The organism is Streptomyces sp. NPDC039462 (assembly GCF_055639375.1).
This window is the reverse complement of sequence record NZ_JBVKAO010000003.1, coordinates 898,526-917,018: the sequence shown is the minus strand read 5'-3', so window position 1 is coordinate 917,018 and position 18,493 is coordinate 898,526. Positions and strand designations below refer to the sequence as shown.

17 protein-coding genes and 1 pseudogene are annotated in these 18,493 nt (G+C 70.3%); 10 read left to right on the top strand and 8 right to left on the bottom strand.

Annotated features, from left to right (window positions below):
* The first annotated feature begins 116 nt into the window (after positions 1 to 116).
* On the top strand, positions 117 to 1,238 hold the full coding sequence (locus tag ACZ7LU_RS21360) for an FAD-dependent oxidoreductase (protein WP_471917609.1): 1,122 nt from the start codon (positions 117 to 119) through the stop codon (positions 1,236 to 1,238).
* Between the two features lie 136 nt (positions 1,239 to 1,374).
* Here the strand turns inward: ACZ7LU_RS21360 and ACZ7LU_RS21355 are convergent, their stop codons facing one another.
* The 3 genes from ACZ7LU_RS21355 to ACZ7LU_RS21345 all read right to left on the bottom strand — a co-directional run bounded on the left by ACZ7LU_RS21355 (position 1,375) and on the right by ACZ7LU_RS21345 (position 3,460).
* Entirely contained in the window at positions 1,375 to 1,677 is a 303-nt protein-coding gene (locus ACZ7LU_RS21355) for a hypothetical protein (RefSeq protein ID WP_471917608.1), read from the bottom strand.
* A 596-nt stretch (positions 1,678 to 2,273) separates the two neighbouring features.
* Complete coding sequence (locus tag ACZ7LU_RS21350; protein ID WP_471917607.1) at positions 2,274 to 3,140, bottom strand: GNAT family N-acetyltransferase; 867 nt, start codon at positions 3,138 to 3,140, stop codon at positions 2,274 to 2,276.
* Positions 3,141 to 3,229: 89 nt separating this feature from the next.
* A complete protein-coding gene (locus ACZ7LU_RS21345; RefSeq protein ID WP_471917796.1) occupies positions 3,230 to 3,460 on the bottom strand; it encodes a hypothetical protein in 231 nt (76 codons plus the stop codon).
* Between the two features lie 83 nt (positions 3,461 to 3,543).
* Between ACZ7LU_RS21345 and ACZ7LU_RS21340 the strand changes: the two genes are divergently transcribed.
* The 3 genes and pseudogenes from ACZ7LU_RS21340 to ACZ7LU_RS21330 all read left to right on the top strand — a co-directional run bounded on the left by ACZ7LU_RS21340 (position 3,544) and on the right by ACZ7LU_RS21330 (position 5,210).
* The gene (locus tag ACZ7LU_RS21340; RefSeq protein WP_471114985.1) at positions 3,544 to 3,876 is read left to right on the top strand and encodes an ArsR/SmtB family transcription factor; all 333 of its coding nucleotides are present in this window, start codon (positions 3,544 to 3,546) and stop codon (positions 3,874 to 3,876) included.
* 59 nt (positions 3,877 to 3,935) lie between these two features.
* Entirely contained in the window at positions 3,936 to 4,616 is a 681-nt protein-coding gene (locus tag ACZ7LU_RS21335) for an NAD(P)H-dependent oxidoreductase (protein WP_471917606.1), read from the top strand.
* Between the two features lie 120 nt (positions 4,617 to 4,736).
* Positions 4,737 to 5,210, top strand: a pseudogene (locus ACZ7LU_RS21330) (NUDIX hydrolase).
* Between the two features lie 166 nt (positions 5,211 to 5,376).
* Here the strand turns inward: ACZ7LU_RS21330 and ACZ7LU_RS21325 are convergent.
* Both ACZ7LU_RS21325 and ACZ7LU_RS21320 read right to left on the bottom strand, forming a co-directional pair.
* Positions 5,377 to 5,970 (bottom strand): S1 RNA-binding domain-containing protein, encoded by a 594-nt coding sequence (locus ACZ7LU_RS21325; RefSeq protein WP_471917605.1) that lies wholly within the window; start codon positions 5,968 to 5,970, stop codon positions 5,377 to 5,379.
* A gap of 99 nt (positions 5,971 to 6,069) precedes the next feature.
* Positions 6,070 to 7,413, bottom strand: a complete 1,344-nt coding sequence (locus tag ACZ7LU_RS21320; RefSeq protein WP_471917604.1) for a hypothetical protein — start codon at positions 7,411 to 7,413, stop codon at positions 6,070 to 6,072.
* Positions 7,414 to 7,881: 468 nt separating this feature from the next.
* Here ACZ7LU_RS21320 and bdeA point away from each other — a divergent pair, with 468 nt between their 5' ends.
* Both bdeA and ACZ7LU_RS21310 read left to right on the top strand, forming a co-directional pair.
* Positions 7,882 to 8,778 carry a bis(hydroxyethyl) terephthalate hydrolase gene (gene bdeA / locus ACZ7LU_RS21315; RefSeq protein ID WP_471917603.1) on the top strand — a complete coding sequence of 299 codons (897 nt, stop codon included), beginning with the start codon at positions 7,882 to 7,884 and terminating at the stop codon, positions 8,776 to 8,778.
* A 250-nt stretch (positions 8,779 to 9,028) separates the two neighbouring features.
* Positions 9,029 to 11,707 carry a helix-turn-helix transcriptional regulator gene (locus ACZ7LU_RS21310; RefSeq protein WP_471917781.1) on the top strand — a complete coding sequence of 893 codons (2,679 nt, stop codon included), beginning with the start codon at positions 9,029 to 9,031 and terminating at the stop codon, positions 11,705 to 11,707.
* Here the strand turns inward: ACZ7LU_RS21310 and ACZ7LU_RS21305 are convergent.
* Positions 11,683 to 12,594: a cytochrome c oxidase assembly protein gene (locus ACZ7LU_RS21305; protein ID WP_471917602.1), complete on the bottom strand. Its 912-nt coding sequence runs from the start codon at positions 12,592 to 12,594 to the stop codon at positions 11,683 to 11,685. The two genes, ACZ7LU_RS21310 and ACZ7LU_RS21305, sit on opposite strands and share 25 nt — an antisense overlap.
* On the bottom strand, positions 12,591 to 13,133 hold the full coding sequence (locus ACZ7LU_RS21300) for a DUF2243 domain-containing protein (protein WP_471917601.1): 543 nt from the start codon (positions 13,131 to 13,133) through the stop codon (positions 12,591 to 12,593). Before ACZ7LU_RS21300 ends, ACZ7LU_RS21305 begins: the two co-directional genes overlap by 4 nt.
* Positions 13,134 to 13,357: 224 nt before the next feature.
* Here ACZ7LU_RS21300 and ACZ7LU_RS21295 point away from each other — a divergent pair, with 224 nt between their 5' ends.
* The gene (locus ACZ7LU_RS21295) at positions 13,358 to 13,882 is read left to right on the top strand and encodes a hypothetical protein (protein WP_471917600.1); all 525 of its coding nucleotides are present in this window, start codon (positions 13,358 to 13,360) and stop codon (positions 13,880 to 13,882) included.
* Between the two features lie 431 nt (positions 13,883 to 14,313).
* Positions 14,314 to 15,774: a hypothetical protein gene (locus ACZ7LU_RS21290; RefSeq protein WP_471917599.1), complete on the top strand. Its 1,461-nt coding sequence runs from the start codon at positions 14,314 to 14,316 to the stop codon at positions 15,772 to 15,774.
* Between the two features lie 22 nt (positions 15,775 to 15,796).
* On the opposite strand, the gene ACZ7LU_RS21285 is transcribed toward ACZ7LU_RS21290, so the two are convergent.
* The gene (locus ACZ7LU_RS21285) at positions 15,797 to 16,387 is read right to left on the bottom strand and encodes a TetR/AcrR family transcriptional regulator (protein ID WP_471114962.1); all 591 of its coding nucleotides are present in this window, start codon (positions 16,385 to 16,387) and stop codon (positions 15,797 to 15,799) included.
* A gap of 89 nt (positions 16,388 to 16,476) precedes the next feature.
* Here ACZ7LU_RS21285 and ACZ7LU_RS21280 point away from each other — a divergent pair, with 89 nt between their 5' ends.
* A complete protein-coding gene (locus ACZ7LU_RS21280) occupies positions 16,477 to 17,421 on the top strand; it encodes an alpha/beta fold hydrolase (protein WP_471917598.1) in 945 nt (314 codons plus the stop codon).
* A 125-nt stretch (positions 17,422 to 17,546) separates the two neighbouring features.
* Complete coding sequence (locus ACZ7LU_RS21275; protein ID WP_471917780.1) at positions 17,547 to 18,422, top strand: alpha/beta fold hydrolase; 876 nt, start codon at positions 17,547 to 17,549, stop codon at positions 18,420 to 18,422.
* Positions 18,423 to 18,493: the final 71 nt, after the last annotated feature.

Sequence of the window (18,493 nt, the reverse complement as noted above, 5' to 3'; positions counted from 1 at the left end):
CCCGTACATCGATCCAGATGGTTCTGATCGTTGAGCGTCTCCTGGCCGGAGCCGGACATCTCGTCCGCCGGCAAAGACCGTCGTCGGCCGGTGCCGGCGCAACCGAGGAGCGCCACATGCAGAAGACCATCGCCATTGTCGGAGCGGGGCTGGGCGGGCTGACGCTCGCCCGGGTGCTGCAAGTCCACGGCGTCTCCGCGACGATCTACGAGGCCGAGGCGTCGGCGACGACCCGTACGCAGGGCGGCCTGCTCGACATCCACGTAGAGACCGGACAGATCGCGGTTCGCGCAGCCGGTCTCCACGACGAGTTCCTCACCCTGGTCCGCCCCGGTGAGGACGCCAAGCGCGTGGTCGACCGCCACGGCACGATCCTGTCGGACAAGCCCGCGGACCCCGATTCGGCCCGTCCAGAGGTGGACCGAGGCGAACTGCGGCGCCTGCTCATCGGCTCGCTGGCACCCGGCACGATCAGGTGGGGGCACAAGCTCACTGCGATCCGGCACCGTCCGCAAGGCGGTCAGGACCTCACCTTCGCAGATGGTTCCACCACGCGTGCCGACATCACCGTCGGCGCGGACGGCGCCTGGTCGAAGGTGCGGCCACTGCTCACGCCCGCCAAGCCGCTCTACAGCGGCACCTGCTTCATCGAGATCGCTCTCAGCGCGGATGACCATGACTGTCAGGCGAGCGTGGCCGCGATCGGCGGCGGCACGCTGATGGCGGTCGCGCCGGGCAAAGGCATCATCGCCCACCGCTACGCCGACGGGCATGTGCGCGGGTACGTGGCGCTGAACAAGCCTGAGGAGTGGATGAGGTCGATCGACTTCGGCGACCCGGCTGCGGGCCTCCGCCGGCTCGCCGACGAATTTGACGGCTGGTCGCCCTTGCTCACCGCCTTTGTGACGGAGAGCGACGCAGAACCGTGGCTCCGGCCCATCTACGCGCTTCCTGTCGGACTCACATGGGACAGGTCACCCGGCGTGACGCTCGTCGGCGATGCCGCGCATCTGATGTCCCCATTCGCCGGCGAGGGCGCGAACCTCGCCATGTTCGACGGTGCGGACCTGGCACACAAGTTGGTGGAGCAATCCGACACCGAGGCCGCGCTCGCTGCCTACGAGGAGCGGCTGTTCCCGCGCAGCAGCGACTCCGCCGGACGCTCGGCACAGAACCTGAAGGTGTTCTTCGGCCAGGAAGCGCCACAGAGCGTGGTCAGTCTGTTCGATCGCTTCTGATACCTCAGTCTGGGATCTTGCTGGGGCCCGGAGGGCCCCAGCTACGGTTGCCGCGTGATCTTTGGGCGTTCCGGCTACGTCCTGGTCGTCTCCTGCTCGACGCGGGTGCGGATCAACTCAGGCCGCACCGAGGGGCTCAGGGCCGGGCTCGGGCCCGGCACTCCTTCTCGTAGCAGACCCACAGTTCGAATTGGGTGACACCGCCCACGTCCACCGGTCGGCACTGGTAGGCCGTCCATTCATTGGGCACACCCTCGGCTCCTCGGAGGCCGCAATAGCGGTAGCGGATGAAGGTGCTTTTGTAATGCCATTCCGACCGGAGGTCCGGGATCTCGGCGGCCTGCGTGGTCTCGGCCGGCGCGGCGGCCTGCGTAGTGGTCCCCGCCGCGATGACGAGGGAGAGGGAAAGGAGGGCCACTGCGAGCGTGCGACGGAGCATCGAGACCTCGAAACCTCTGGGTTGATACGACACCGACAGGAGCGAATACGTAGCGTAGTTGTCGGTGTGGCGGCACGGGTGCCGGTGGGTGTGCCCGTGAGGTGTACATCGGAGGCATCGGGTTGACGCGCGGACACTTCCACCGGCCCGCTCGCTGGTGCGGCCTCGGCCCGACGGCAACCCATGGCCCCCTGGGAGACACGCGTGTAGGTACGCGCCCTTTCCTCACGTGCGGTGGCGCCTGCTCTCGACTCCGCTGGTGCTCGACTGCCTCTACGTACGTGGGTCGGTCGAGGACCGTGCGGGCCTCGGCGCGCACCTGATCGCTGCGGCGCACCAGCAACCGCCATGGCGCTTGCGTGGCGTGTCGACGCCGCGCACGGGCCAGCCTCACCGACGCCCTACGCAGACTTCGCTACGAATGGATGCCGAACGTGGGACTGCCCGCCCGGCACGACGCGGACGCGGCATCGCTCAGGTTCCCTTGGGTGGTTTGAATACCAGGCTGGGTCGGCCAAAGGAGCTTCCTGTCGGCCAAGTTGGGCCGCTCTCAGGGAGAGTTACGCGGCTTGTCCGATACCGTCGCCTGATCGTTTTCAGGCGGCTCGGCTGACGTCCAGCCGTTCGGACGACGGCTCGTATCCGGCTGCTCTGTAAGTGGCGACGGCGGCAGCGTTCGAGCTCGGGGTGCTGACGAGTGCGCTGGATGCGCCCAGTTCACGCAGCGTCGCCGCCGCGGCGACGCTGATCGCCGTCCCATAGCCGTGGCCGCGATGGTCGGCGTGTACACCCAACGGCTCCAAGAGGCCGGGCTTGCCGGGCCCGGCGGACCAGACCGTCACCGCGGCCACCGCGTTGTCCTGGTCGTCGTAGCCGATCAGGCAGCGGGCATCGGCGTAGAACGGCCCGGCCGCGAGGACGTGCCAGATCTCCTCGGTGAACCACGGGCTGCCGAACGCCGAGCGGTGCACCGCGGTCCGTACCCCCGCCGTCTCCGGACCGGCTACCTCGATCCGCAGGCCGGAGTCCTTCACCGGCTCGGTGAGGTCGCGGCGCAGCGGGGTCCACGGCTCGTCCAGATTCCAGCCTGCCTCCAAGAGGACCTCGCGGAGCAGGGCGCCGTTGGGGATTTCGAGGCTGACCTTCCCGGGCGGCAGGACCCCGCGCTCCGGATCGTTGAGGTCCGCCAGCAGCTGACGCGCCAGAGCCTCGTCCTGCCGCAGGTCCGGCGCGGTTGTCAGGCGCAGCACATCAGGGGCGTCCAGGTATCCGACGGCGATGATCCGTCCGTCCACGCTCCAGGTGCGGACGGCCGCGGCCAGCCTTTCCGCGCCCAGCGCCCAGGCCCAGCCGAGGTCTCCCGGGTGCAGTTGCAGCGGCGTGCGGTCGTCCTGCCATACGCGGAGGGCATCCACGGCCCCGGTCAACCCGTCAACACCGGGCTCGTTCAGAACGATGGTCATGTCCCGTATCTCACACCATGCGGGCGACCGGCCACACCTGGTTTTCCTCAGCCGGTCAGATCGACAGGGGATGCCCTAGGTGTGCCGTCTCACGGCATCGGTTCCTGGCTGTCAGGCTTGGCGGGCAGAGGATGGCACGAGGGGCGCCGGCGTGGAGGTGCGCGCGGATCCAACACGCGCTGTGCCGTACCAGGCCCCTCGGGCGCTTCGATGCGCCGTCCGTCGCGGTCGGTGTAGCGGATCGAGACCGGTCGGCGGTGGCGCACCGCATCGGCGCGGGTGAGCAGGCCCGCCGCCTGATTTGCCGTGCGCTCCGTCATCGTCAGCTCTGTGGCCTGGCTCTCTCCGGATTAGATATCGAGATATCGTGGTGTGTCGGATTGTTTGGCGGGAGAGGTGACGCATGGCCGCGACGGCGGGGTTGGGTTCGGGGGATCTGGTCGAGGTGTTCAAGGCCCTTGGCAACCCTGCCCGTTTGCAGATCATGGAGTGGCTGAAAGATCCCGAGGCGCACTTCGCCGAGTACGAGCCGATCGCGGATCGCCAGGCGGTCGGCGTGTGCGTCACACACATCCAGGCGAAGTCGGGCCTCGCCCAGTCGACCGTCTCCAGCTACATGAGCACGCTCGAGCGGGCCGGGCTCGTACGTCCGACGCGGGTGGGCAAGTGGACGCACTACCGGCGCGATGAAGGGCGGTTGGAGCAGCTGGCGCGGACGATCGGCGCCACGCTCTGATCGCGCGACCGACCCTTCAAACACATTGACGCATCGCGATACGTCGATATGATCTCCTCATGTCGACCTTCGTTGCTGCACCCACCGCCCTGATCGTTCACGCTCACCCCGAGCCTCTCTCGTTCAGCACCGCCCAGATGACCACCGCGGCTCAGGCCCTGCGCGACGCCGGGTACCGGGTGGACGTCCTCGACCTCTACTCCGACGCATGGGCCCCTGTCCTCGCCCGCGAGGAATTCGCGCCGGTGGAAGGCCACTTCAAGCCGCAGGCCGAGCAGCGGCGTGCGGTCAAGGACGGGACTCTCGACGCGACCGTCAAGGCCCATCTCGATCGGCTGCTCGCCGCTGATCTGCTCGTGCTGTCGTTCCCGCTGTGGTGGTTCTCGCTCCCCGCGATCCTCAAGGGCTGGGTGGACCGGGTCTTCGTGATGGGCGGGGTCTTCGGCGGGGACTACGGACTCTTCGACGATGCGGCGCTCGCCGGGAAGCGGGCCATGCTGCTGTTCACGACCGGCGGGTCGAGCGATTCGTTCCGGTCCGGTGGAGCCTTCGGGTCGATGGACGACTTCTTGTTCCACATCCACCGCGGAATGCTGGAGTTCGTCGGTTACCGGACCCTCGCCCCTGTCGTCACCCACGGACCGGCACGCATGACCGGCGAGGAGCGCATCGCTGCGCTGGACACGGTCAGGGAGCAGGTCGCTCGCATCGCGGCTGATGTGCAGACCACCGTGGGGTGAGTGGGTGTTTGAGATCCCGCCGGGATGGTCGGTGCCGTGATGGCGTGGTCGGTCACGCTTGGTGCAACGGGGGGTCAACTTGGTGCTGCGTCCAGCCGATTGCAGAGATAGCCTCCCAGGGTGGATTTGCGACTGGCGGCGTACGCCGTTTGCATCGAGGACGGGCGGGTGCTGCTCGCTCATGCCGTGAAGCCGGACGGCGACAAGATCTGGACTCTGCCAGGTGGCAGGGTTGAGCACGCGGAAGATCCGTTCGATGCGGTGATCCGCGAAGTCGCCTAGGAGACCGGCTTGGACGCCGTGGTCGAACGCCTACTGGGTGTGGACTCACGGGTGATCCCTGCGGCAGAGCGCCGTTCGCCTGGCCGGCCCGAGCTCCAGAATGTCGGCATCTTCTACCGGGTCCGCATCACTGGCGGCCGACTTCGTCCCGAGCCGAACGGCGAAACCGCCGAGTCGGTCTGGACTCCGATCAACGACGTTGCTCGCCTCGAACGTTCTTCGCTGCTCGATGTCGGCCTCGCCTTGGCGCAGGCCGTTCCGGCGACCGGCCACGTGGCCCCTGTCCCGATCGGCGGCCTGATCCGGCACTGAGTCGGTGGGTCATGAGGGTGATGAGGGTGATGAGCGCTCAGGGCAGGTGGGCTGTGGCGGCCACGTCCGCTTCGCCGGCGGCGCCCAGCCGCATCCGGCGGCGTCCAGCCGCATCCGGTGGCGCTGAAGGTCGACCTCGGCGACCTTCACCGTGATCGGCTCGCCTTCATCGACAAGCTGCTCCGGGGTCTCGACCGTCCTCCTGCAGAGCCTTCAACGAGAGCGTGGCCTGCCCGGAGCGCGTCTCTGCGATGACCACCTCGGCGGTGATCCGCTGGCCGGCTTCGACTGTCTCGGAGGGATGGCTCGTCCAGCCCCACTTCAGGTCCGGCACCCGGATGAAGCCGGTGCAGAGTCCGTTCGGTTCGCCGTCGATGTGAACGAAGACGCCGAAGTCGTGAACCGCGGCGACCGTCCCCGTCACGACCTGCCCTGGTTCGAGCGAGAGGAGAAAGGAGCGCAGGGCCGGGATCTCGCACGCCTTGGCGGAGAGATGGAGCTCACCCTCGCGCCGACAGCCGATCTCTTCGGCGTTGATCTCCTGGCCGACCTCGAACAGCTCGGATGCGTGCCCCACCCGACGCATCGACACCTCGTGCCCGGATATCCGGCCGATCTCGGCTTCCTCGCCTCCGGCATCCACGAGTTGCACCAGGACGTCCTCCCCGTCGAACCCGGTGACCTTCACCGTTCGCATGACCCCCGGCCGGAGCTGGTTGATCAAGGACTGCAGGCGGGGGTCAGGGGCTGGCTCGGACATGGAGGCGAGCTTACTGGGCCGCCGGTCGGACTGCTTCCAGCTCTCGTGACCAGGTGCGGACCAGCGTGTCATGGCCCATGATGGCCGCCGTCGGCCGTGTCAGCGCGTGTGGCGCAGGAAGACGTCGGCCGTGCCGTTGGTGTCGTCGGGGACGAGGTTGCCGGCCGGGGAGTCGAACACCACCGCGCCGCCGTCGTCGCTGACGCCGGTCCTGCGGCCCGGTGCGGTGTCCTCGGAGACCGGTTCGCTCTCGCCGCTGACGAGGCGCACCTCCCCGGTCACCATGTCCCGCAGGAAGACGTCCGCGCTGCTGTCGCCGTCGTCAGGCGTGAGGTTGGAGGCGGCGGAGGTGAAGGCGGCGTAGCGTCCGTCCCGGCTCAGTGAGACGCCGTCGCTGTCGCCGTTGGCCGGGGTGCCGTCCTGGGCGGCGCTCACCAGTCGCATGCGCTGCGTATCGCGGTCGTAGAGGAACACGTTGTGCGGGCTGGTCGGGGCCGGGCCCTCGGGTCGGAGCACCCTGGAGGCCGACGTGAACGCCACATGGCGGGCGTCGCCGCTCAGGGCGGCGCCCCAGGACGGCGTCTTGCGGTTGTAGGCGTGGGGAACGCTGATGAGTTCCGTCGTGCCCTTCTTCCGGTCGCGCAGGAAGATGTCAGTCGCGGAGGAGTGGTCCTCCACGGCGGCCAGGTTGGACGTGTTGGAGGTGAAAGCGAGGTACCGGCCGCCGGAGTCGCCCGCGAACGCCGGGCCGAACGCGTCGCCCGCGCCGTGCTCGCCCGCGTCGGTGAGCTGAGCCAGCTGCGTGGTCTTCTCTTTGCGGTCGTAGAGGAAGACGTCGTCCCGTTCGTTGGCGTCCCCCGGTACGAGATCCTCGGCGCCCGACGCGTAGGCGATGTAGCGGCCGTCGCCGCTGACCGCTGGGTCGTACGTCAGGTGGGAGCGCAGTCCGTCGTAGGACGCGCCCGTGGGGCTGATCCGTTGGGTCCTGCCGGTGCTCCGGTCGTGCAGGAAGACGTCGTCGAGGTCGTTGGGGTCGCCGCGTACGAGATCGTCGGCCGTGGAGGTGAAGACCACGTACCGACCATCGGGACTGATCGAGACCTCTCGTACGACGCCGTGGCTCGCCTTGCCGTTGCTCTTGACGCTGACGCGCTCCGTCGTACCGGTGCGCAGATCGCGGACGAAGGCGTCGGGGGTGCCGTTGGTGTCGTTCTCGACCAGGTTCCGGGAGGCCGAGACGAACGCGACGTAGCGGCCGTCGGCGCTGACGGCGGGGTTGGTGGAGGCGGCGTTGCCCTGGGCCCCGCCCGGTCCGACACTGATCCGCTCGGTGCGCGGCGCGGAGGTCTGGGCGGCGGACGCGCCCGCGGGTGAGAGCACGGTCACGGCGCAGAGGGCGGCGAGCGCGGCGCCCGCGGCCGTCGCGCGCTGATGAACGGTCATCGGTTCCTCCTGTGTGGAAGGCCGAGCGAACACCGTGCGACTCCGGGGGTCAACGTGCGGCGTGCCCTCCGCGGGTGCGGATGCGTCGGTTGCATCAGTCGAGCAGGGCGTTTCGGCGGACTTTCTGGGCCGTAGTCGCGCGGAATGGGCAACCATTGCTCTTCCTGGGGACCGTCGCATGCCGCATGCCGCCCGTCTCATACCGCGTGGCGCCTGTCGTCTGCCGGGCTGCCGCCCGTCGCCTGGTGCCCGTCGCCTCTCGTCTGCCGCCTGGTGCCCGTCGCCTGCCGCCCGTCGCCTGTCGTGGACCGCTCGCTCCTCACTCCACGACACCGGTGATTTCGCCGATGTCCGTACGCGGTCACCGGCGCCACGGTGAGACCCCCGACGAACACGGCGGCCCCACCGAGAGCCGGGGCGCACCTGCCCCCTCCCCGCTGGCTCCGCCACGAACGAGAGGACCCCTCCGTGCAGCAGCACGTCTTCTCCCGCCCTGTCGTACGCGCCTGTCTGGCCGCCGCGATCGCCACCGCCGGCCTCCTCGGCACCGGCCTCGCGCCCGGCGCCCAGGCCGCCGCGGAGAACCCGTACGAACGCGGGCCCGCACCGACCGTCTCCAGCATCGAGGCCAGCCGCGGCCCCTACGCCGTCTCGCAGACCAACGTCTCCTCGCTCGCGGTCTCCGGCTTCGGCGGCGGCACCGTCTACTACCCGACGTCCACCGCCGACGGCACGTTCGGCGCGGTCGTCATCTCGCCGGGCTTCACCGCCTACCAGTCGAGCATCGCCTGGCTCGGACCGCGGCTCGCCTCACAGGGCTTCGTGGTGTTCACGATCGACACCCTCACCACCGTCGACCAGCCCGACAGCCGGGGGCGGCAACTCCTCGCCGCACTCGACTACCTGACGAAGTCGAGCTCGGTGCGCGGCCGGGTCGACGCCTCCCGCCTCGGCGTGATGGGCCACTCGATGGGCGGCGGCGGAGGTCTGGAGGCGGCCAAGAGCCGTACGTCGCTGAAGGCGGCGATTCCGCTGACCGGCTGGAACGTGGACAAGACCTGGCCCGAGCTGCGGACCCCGACGCTGATCGTCGGTGCGGACGGCGACAGCGTGGCACCGGTCTCCAGCCACTCCGAGCCGTTCTACGAGTCGTTGCCGGGCTCCCTCGACAAGGCGTACCTGGAGCTCAACAACGCCACCCACTTCACGCCGAACTCGTCCAACACGACGATCGCGAAGTACAGCATCTCCTGGCTGAAGCGGTTCATCGACAACGACACCCGCTACGAGCAGTTCCTCTGTCCGCTGCCGAGGCCGAGCCTCACGATCGAAGAGTATCGGGGCAACTGCCCTCATGGCTCATGATGCTGACCTGACGTCAGGTACGGATCGTCGTCCGTCGCCCGGGACCCGGTGCGACGGGCGGCGTGCGCGTCTCCCCCGGCCCCGCGATTGTGCCCGTGCACACCCGGACGCGTGTGTCGCTGGGGGCTCGCCCAGCACGGCGGACGCGGGGCTTCCGGCGAGTATTACGCGGAAGTAACGTGCGGGCGTGACCCTTTCCCCGCCCATACCCGGCCCGCTCGCGCCCGGTCCGCTCGCGCCCGCCCCACTCATGCCCGGCCCGCTCGCGGTCCCCGAGCTCCACGGCCGCGGCGCGGCGATCGCCGCTGTGAAGTCCCTGGTGGAAGGCGTACGGGCCGGCCGAGGCGGCGTGCTCGTCCTGACCGCGCCACCCGGTCTCGGCCGGACGGCACTGGTGGAGTACGCACGGGCGATCTGCGGCTCGATGCCGTCGGTACAGCCGACCGCAGCGTCGTCGGCTGTCCTGCCACCGGGTGTGCGGGCTGAGCGAGTGCCGTTGGCATGGGTGTCCGCAGCACCCGAGCCGGAGAGCCCGCAGCTGGTCTGCGTCGATGACGCGCACACGTGGGATCCCGCGTCCCGGGCAGCCCTCTCCACAGAGCTGCGTCGCCTGACCACCACCGCGGCACCCGTGGCCGTACTGATCACTCTCGCTGAACACGCCGTCACGGCGGCCGAGTTCGCGGGGCTGCCGACCCTGCGCCTGGGACCGCTCGACCACAGCGCCGCCGCCGCTCTGCTCGACCGGCTCACCGAGGGCTCCGCCGACCCTGTCGTCGGCGCGTGGCTGATCCGCGAGGCCGTGGGGAACCCCCGCCTGCTCACCGCGCTCGTCGCGGCCCTCACCCCCGACCAACTGGCCGGGCGCACCCCACTGCCCGACCAACTGCCCGGCGGGGAGGACCTCCTCGCCGACTACGCCACCGCGGTCCGCGTCGACGAGCTGTCCGGCAGCGCCCGTGCCCTGCTGCTGCTCGCCGCGGCGGCCGGTGAGCACGAGCCCGACGGGGCGGGCGCGGACCTCTCCCTGGTGCTGCGGGCCGGCGGTACCGCCGCCGGGCTCGCGTCCGCGGAAGCCGCCGGAGCCGTCGTCGGAACGGGCGGCCGGATCCACTTCACCCACCCGCTGCTCCGCCGGTCCGTCCTGCGCCGAGCCCCCCTCGCGCACCGAAGAGCCGCCCATGTCCGCCTCGCCGAATTCTGCCGCGACCGCCTCTCCCACCTGGTCCAACTCTCCTGCGCGGCCGAGGGCCACGACGCGCGGCTCGCCGGATCCCTCGCCGCGGAGGCGACCGCGAAGACCACCGCGGACCTGTCGCACGCCCAGCGGTCCGCCGCCCTGGCCCGCGCCGCGGCGCTCACCGCCGACGCGGAGTCCCGCACCGACCGGCTCGCCGAGGCCGCCGAAGCGGCCCGGCTCGCGGGAGATCCCGTACGGGCCCGTACCCTGCTGGCCCGCGCCGGCGCCGTCCCCGCCCACGGTGGCGTCCACCGGGTGCACGGACTGCTCGCCCTCGCCGACGGACCCGCCGACGACGCCAGGGAGTCCCTGCTCACCGCCGCCGTGCTGCTCCCGCCCGAACAGGCCCGGCACGCGCTGCTCGGCGCGGCGGAGGCGGCCTGGGCGATGGGCGATGCCGCCGCCTACCTGGAGGCCATGACGCGATTACCGGTCTGCGCCGACGACCCGGCCCTGGAGGCGTACCGCGTCGGGATGTGCGCGGTCCTCTCGGGCCGCACCGCAGAGGGTCACGCCGTGCTGCGCCGCTGCCTTGACGAGCTGCCCGGCCCGGACGAACCCGCCGGACTGCTGCGCGCCGCTGTCGCCGCCCTGGTGGTCGGCGAGGTCGAGACCGCCTGTGAGGCCGGGACCAGAGCCCTCGCGGCCGTACGCGCCTACGGCCCCGACGTCCTCCTGCCACGTGCCCTGGAGCGTCTGGCCCACGGAGAACTGCGCGCGGGCCGCCACACCCGCGCCCGGGCACACGCCCTCGAAGGCCTCAGGGCAGCGCAACGCCTCGCGCAGTCCAATGTCGCGGTCTCGCTGCACGCCGTTCTCGCCCTGGCCGCGTCCGTGGAGGGCGACGCCGAAGCCTGCGCCGAGCACGCGGCCGCCGCGGCGGCCGGCGCGGGACCGCACGGGCTCGCCCAGGCCGCCACCCTCTCCGTCTGGGCCGTCGCCCGCTCGGATCTCGCCGCGGGGCGCCCGGCCGACGCGGCGGCACGGCTCGCACCGCTGGTCGGCCCCGGGCCACGACGCGGCCACTTCGCCATCAGGATGCTCGCTGTCCCCTGCTTCGTGGAAGCGGCCGTCCAGGCCGGCCGGACGGCGGAGGCCCGGCAGGCCACGGAAGAGTTCACCCGCTGGGCCGAGGCCACGGCAGACCCCCTCGCCCCCGCCCAACTGGCACGCTGCCAGGCCCTCTTGGCACCACCTCACCAAGCGGCCACGGCTTACGAGCGCGCGCTCGCGCTCCACGACCGCATGCCGGGCGAGTTCGAACGCGGCCTTACGCAACTCCTGTACGGCCAGTGGCTGCGCCGCAGGCGCCGTACCCGCGAGGCGCGCGGTCCGCTCCGTGACGCGCTGGTCGCCTTCGAGCGGTGCGGGGCACGGGCCTGGGCGGACCGCAGCCGCGGCGAACTGCGCGCCGCGGGCGAGGCGGTGACAGTGGCGGCGGCAGCCCCGGTGACGGGCGAGACCGGGCCACCGGGGCCGTTGGCCGCGCTGACTCCCCAGCAGCAGCGCATCGCGCGACATGTGGCGGAAGGCGCCACCAACCGGGAAGTCGCGGTACGCCTGTCGGTGAGTCACCGCACGGTCGACCACCACTTGCGCAATGTGTTCGCCGCGCTGGGTGTACGTTCCCGTGTCGAGCTGTCGCGGTTGCTCGCCGGGAGCGGTTACGCGCCGCTGTGCGAGCGCTGAGGAGCCTGGATCTGGCTGCGACTACGGCTACGGCTACGGCTACGGCTACGGCTACGGCGCGGAGCATGGGGATGCTCGTGGAGGCGGGGCCGGCGCAGCTGCGCACGGCCGGTTGCCCGGTACCAGGAGGCGGCCACGACGACGGCGAGCGCCGCTTCCGCCAAGTCACCGCCGTAGTACATGACTTGCGCTCCAGTCTGGAGATCGGCTGAGGCGAATGAGGTGCCTGGCGGAGCCGCCGCGTACAGGGTCTTGGCCAGTACGGCATGTGCGGCACCGGCGGCCAGCAGGGTCGCCCCTCGCACGGTAAGGCTCCAACGGTGGCGGACAGGGTCGAGTTGGCAGACGGCGAAGGCGAACAGCAGACCGGCCGCGAGGACATGCGCGTGCACGACGGCGTGCAGCCAAGGCTCGTGCCGCATGGCCGCGAACAACCCTGTTCGGTACAGCAGCCACAGCCCTCCGATGTCGAACAGGGCCGCCAGCGGCGGGAAGAGCAGCCACGCGACGGGACGGGAGCGGGCCAGGGTCAGCAGTCCCCTGCGCGCCGTGCCGGGTGCCAGCGTGCGCAGGGTGAGGGTGAGGGGGCGAGCCAGGACGAGCAGTACAGGGGCCGCCATGCCGACGATCAGGTGCTGGACCATGTGGGCGGTGAACGGCCCGCCCGGCAGGGGGCCCACCGCCGCCCAGACCACACCGCACCCGCCGACGGAGAAAGAGACGTCCCGCCACCAGGGCCAGCCGTCTCCGCGCCGTCGCAGCCGGCCCGCGGCCAGCAGGTACGCGGCGGCCACCAGCAGCGCGGCCACCACTGTCACCAGCTCGGCGGGTCCCGGGCCCGGGTGCGGCCCCATGGCCGGGCCCGGGTGGGCATGCGCGAGGCTCACGACGCCGAGCCCGCCCTGCCACTGCCGCTGCCCCTGTCCCTGCCGCCACTGCGGTTGGGGGTGCGGTTGCTGCGGGGCGCGCGGACCGCCAGCACCACACCGGTCAGCAGCAGCGCCAGGCCCGCCAGGTTCCACGCCCAGTCGTACGGGGTGACGTCCACGCCGTAGCGGACCTGGTGCAGGCGCAGCAGCTTGTGGTCCACGATCCCGTCGTACAGCTGGAAGATCCCGAGCCCGAGGAAGAACCCGGCCCAGGCGTGCGACGGGGCCAGGGCGCCGCGGCGGCGCAGATCGGCGTACAGGAAGAAGCCCGCGACGAGCCCCAGCAGCTCACCGGTGTGCAGCAGCCCGTCCGACATCAGGCCCATGCCGGGAGTGGAGCGGTCGTAGAAGTGGTGCCAGTGCAGGATCTGGTGGAAGACGATCTCGTCAAGCGCGGCCATCGCCGCCACCCCGAGCACTCCGCACACCACCATCGACCTGCGCGGCTCGGGCCTCGCCCCGGGGGCGGCCGGGTGCGGATGGGCCGATGCGTTCATGGATCTGCCTTTCTGCGTTGCCGGGGTCGTCTCTCTGCTCTGCTGTGAGATCGGTCGGTCTCGCTGCTCCGCTCTGTCCTGTTCCTGCTGCTGACCGGTACGCCTACCCCCGACTCATCGCCCCCGCCCGTGAGCACCGGCATCCGGGTGAGGCGACCAGCGACCGGGTGGAGCCCGCCTCGATCCGGTGGGTCGGGGCGTCGACATCGGGTACCCGGAACGGCATGATCAAGCGTGCGGTGTGGCAAGGACTGGTCGCAGGAACGGCCGGGGGTGTCGTGATGACGCTCGGCGAGAAGATCGAGCAGGCCATCACGGGACGGCCTGACTCGCACGTGCCCGCGCGGACCCTCCAACGTCTGACCGGCATGCCGGAACGCCCCGGCCAACAGCCTCTCCGGGTGAACTGGGCCATGCACTTCGGCCAGGCCGCCCTCCTCGGTGTGCTGCGGTCGGTCATGGCCCAGTCCGGGCTGCGCGGGCCGACGGCTTCGGCGCAGTTCACCGTCGTACGTCTCACGAACGACCAGATCCTCGAGAACGCCACCGGCGTCGGCGCCCCGCCAACGACCTGGCCCCGCAAGGAACTTGTCGTCGACGTGCTGCACAAGGCCGTCTACGCCTTCGCCACCGGTGCCGTCGCCGACGCCCTGGCCGCACGAGGAGGCCCCGGCCCCGGCCAGCGGCACGCCTCCCTCCGCCCGGGCCGCCGCGCCGACGTGGGCCCCCTCCCCCGGCGCACCCTTTAGGGCACACATCCCTGGCGCTTGCGTGCATTACGCCGACGGCCCTCTCGACGAAGCGGGGTGGGGCTGGGTCTCCGGTGCAGGCACAGCCGTCTGGACGCGCATCAGCGCAGGGAACCCGCTCCAGGCCACGGCAGGCAACACTTCACGTCGGGCGATGACGCGGTGTATTCACTGCGCGGAGTTCCTCGGCACCCTCTGACGCTTCAGTCCGGGTCAGTCGCCCGACTCAAACGACCCAGGCAGTCGACCAAGGCAGTCGACCACGACGAAGGGAACGGCGGCCGACACCGATCCGTGCCGTGGTGTTCACCGTTCCGTCGCGCGACGGGCGGTGACGAGCCATGTCCGTGCCAGGACCATCGGGCGTGATCGAGAGCCCCGTTCCGCAGCCGCAACCGCAGCCGCAGGAACCAATGCCGCAAGGCGTCGCCATGTGGACTTCGACAGCCGCCGGCCAGTGGCTGAAAGCCCGGCCTGCCGCGTGGTCCCACCCCCTGCCCGCCGCCCTGGCCCTGGTCTGCGCGCTCGTTCCGGCGACGGATTTCCCGCGAATGGACGCCCACCTCTGCGGCCGAGTCGAGCCATGTGAACCCCGATGGTGGGTCACCGCACACCTCGCTTTCGTGGGTGTGGTCGTCTTCCGTTGGATTTGGCGCCTGCCGCACCTGGCAGCGTCCGTTCTGCCGCTGATCGCCCTCGGTGTCGCGCTGCAGCCACAGACACCGGCGGGGGCCCGAACCGCCGTCGTCCTGGCGGCCGGATACGCGTTCGTGGCCTGCCTGCACCGCTGTTGGGTCGCCCGTAAGCAGCGGACGCTTGCTCTCGACGCGGCCGGCCCCGTGCGGCTGCCGTTGCCGAAGGACGTCGATACCACCGGTCGCGGCGGATCGGACCTCGGCTGCGGCGTCCCGGTCCTCGGATTCGCCCTGCTCGCTCTCGCGCTGTCGGCCGCGGGCAGCGGCTGGCTGCTGAGCACGGAGAACTGGCGGTTCGCCGCGGTCCTCACCCTCGTGGTGGGGCTGCACTGGGGCGGATCGGGCCTGGTGGGATGGCGCGGGATCGCAGCCCTGCGCAGGTCACCGGTGCCCGTACTGCGGGTCCTCCTGCGGGCCGGCGGCGGTTCGGACGACCGGCGTACGGACGTCTTCGCGGCGGACGACACCACGGGCGCATCGCCCGTCTTCTCCTGCCGTACCAGCCTCCCCAAGGACGGCACGTTGCACGAGGCGGTGCTGTACGGAGCTCCGTATGCCGGTGGCGAGCTGGTTCTCCTCACGGGCAGGGGATCCGGGCACACCACGAAACCGGTACGGCCCCAGTACCGTGCCGATCCGCCGGCCGAAACCTGGCAGACCGGTGCGGCACCGGTACGATGGAGGGCGGAGCCCGGGGCGCGTGCGATCGTGCTGGGGTACCTGGCGGTACTGACGCTCGTAGCCGTAGGCCTCCCATTCCACGAAGCCGAACCCCGGCACGCCCGCGCCCTCGCCTTTCTCGTGGCGGCATCGGCGCTGCCCATTGTCACTCTGCTGAACTGGCAGGTCGTGGCCGACTGTGACGGTCTCCGGGTCACTGGCACGTTCACGGTCCATCACGTGCCGTGGAACAAGTTCCGCGGCATCAGCGCGGAAGACCGTGGATTCCGTATCCGTTACGCCATCGACCGTGACGTCGACGTCTACGGCGTCCTGCCCCCGCGTTGGCTCGCGGAGTTGCTGCCCCGTCGGCCGCGGGCCCGGGCCGCAGTGGACGGGATCCGCGCGCTGGCGGCCGACCCCGCACTCCGCCCGACCGAGGCCGCCCCGGCGCCCGGACCGTACGCGCGAGCGACCGGACCGGCGAGCGCCGCCTACTGCTTGGCGCTGGTTCTCGCCCTGCTGCTCTCCCCCTGACTCGGCGACCAACTCCTCGGGGCTAGCTCCGGGCATGCAAGGCATGCGAGAGCGCGCTCATGCTGACGTCGATGACCGTGCGGAGCTGCTTCTGGCTCACCTTGATCCTGCTCAGCACGGCCAGCGACTGGTTGACCGCCGCCAGGTGAACCGCGAAGTCGTCGGCATCGCCTTCGGACAACTGCGCGGCGGTCAAGGCGGTCCGCAGCCGCGCCTGCTGAAGGCTCAGGGCCTCGCTCGCGCGTGCGGCGATGACGGGGCTGAGCGCCGGTGCCGCCATCGCGGTCTGGGCGACCAGGCATCCATCAGGTACGTCAGGGTCGGCGATGCGCTGCAGGGTGACCTCGAAGAATGCCCGTACCGCCTGGAGGGGTTCCTCGGACGCCCGTGAAAGCGCCTGGTCGTACCTGCTTCCGTACCGCGCGGCGTAGCGGTCCAGGCAGCGCAGGTAGAGCGCGTCCTTGTCGCCGAACGAGGAGTAGATGGAACTGCGGTTCAGTCCCGTCGCCCTGGAGAGGTCGTCGAGAGACGTGTCGGCGTATCCGTCCCGCCAGAACTGGACCATCGCCGCATCGAGCGCGACGCCCACGTCGAACTGCTTCTTCCCGGCCATCACGCACGCACCTCGTTCTCGGACCAGCCGTTCCGGCCCTGCCCATCCTATCTTGAACTAACCAGTTCAAGATGCAGTAGGCTCAAGCCATGACCGACGACGCCATAGGCCCGAACCGCTCCTGCGACCAGAACCCGGTCCCCGGGCTGCCGCTGTACGACCTCGCGGGTTTCACTCACCGCTGGGTCGACGCGGCAGGAATCCGACTTCACGCCGTGGAAGGCGGGCGGCCGGACGGTCCAACCGTCGTCCTGCTCGCCGGATTTCCGCAAACCTGGTGGGCTTGGCGAAAGGTGATGCCAGGCCTCACCGAGCGATTCCGTGTCATCGCGATCGACCTGCCGGGACAAGGTCACTCCGACCGCCCTCAAGGGGGCTACGACACGCACACCGTCGCTTCGCGTGTCCAGGCCGCGCTGACCGCGCTCGACGTGCCGAAGTACTGGCTCGTCGCGCACGACATCGGAGCGTGGGTCGCCTTCTCGCTGGCCCTGAAGTACGAAGAGCGCCTGCATGGTGTCGCTCTGCTTGACGCCGGCATTCCCGGAGTCACCCTCCCGGACTCCATCCCAACAGACCCCGAACGGGCCTGGAAGACCTGGCACTTCGCCTTCCACCAGGTGCCCGAACTGCCCGAGACCCTGCTCACCGGCCGCGAGCGTGACTACGTCAGCTGGTTCTTGAAGGTCAAAGCCCTGTCCCCGAACACCTTCGACGACGCCGAGATCGACCATTACGCCGCTGCCATCGCGGCCGAGGGAGGCCTTTCGGCGTCTCTCGCCTACTACCGCGAGGCCGCGGAATCAGCGCGCAAGAACCATGACGCTCTCGAACGAGGGCACTTGACCGTCCCGGTCCTGGGAATCTCCAGCTCCCACGGGTCGATCCCCGACATGGCCGCCTCCATCCGCCCGTGGGCAGAGAACACGACCGGCGTCTTCATCCCACAGGCCGGACACTTCATTCCCGACGAGCAGCCCGACGCGACTGTGGAGGCGCTGACCGAGTTCATCGATCACGAGCGTGTCGAGTAGCGCGCTATGCGCCGGCCGGTCCGGCGACCGGCGCCAGAAGAATGAGCGCCGATGGCCGGGGCAAGGGAGGCAAGAGCATCGCGCACGCGACGGGCGGGGTGCTCCAGCCGTTCCAGGGAGGCCGGATGTTCGAAGGGTTCGAGACCGGGCAGTTCGACGTCGGTGATGCTTCCGTCTTCGTCCGCTTCGGCGGGCAGGGCCCAGCCGTGGTGCTGCTGCACGGGCATCCCCGCACGTCCGCTACGTGGCATCGGGTCGCTCCGCTGCTCGTGCAAGCCGGGTACACGGTGGTCTGCCCGGACCTGCGGGGATACGGACGTTCCAGAGGGCCACGCTTCACGGCGGATCACGTCGGCTATGCCAAGCGGGCGGTCGCCGATGACGTGGTGGCCGTGATGCGCCGTCTCGGGCATCGTCGGTTCTCACTCGTCGGTCATGATCGTGGAGGCAGCGTCGCTCTGCGTCTCGTGCTGGACCACCCCGAAGTTGTCTCCCGGGTGGTGTTCGCGGATTGCCTGCCGCTGACGGAACATCTGTCGCGTATCACCACCGAGTTCGCCACCCAGTGGTGGCACTGGTTCTTCTTCGCGCAACCGGACATCCCCGAGCGGGTCATCACCGCCGATCCCGACAGCTGGTACCGCGGTGATCCCAAGGCCATGGGAGAGGAGAATTACGCCGAGTGGCGGCAGGCCACACGCAATCCTGACGTGGTACGAGCCATGCTCGAGGACTACCGCGCAGGCCTCACGATCGACCGGCAGCACGAGGAAGCCGATCGTGCCGCCGGTGCGCGCATCACCTGTCCCGCGCTGGTCCTCTGGTCGCTTCAGGACGACATGGAGGATCTGTACGGGGATCCCCGTGCGATCTGGAGCCGGTGGGCCGATGACGTGCGCGGGCACGGCATCGACTCCGGGCACCACGTCGCCGAAGAGGCCCCCATGTCATTGGCCGCCGCGCTGACCGACTTCCTCGCAGCGGGCCCAGATCCTGAGTAACCGCGGCTGGGGTTGGGGTGTGTTGGGGGTTGGGGTGTGTTGGGGGTTGGTGTGTGTTGGGGGTTGGTGTG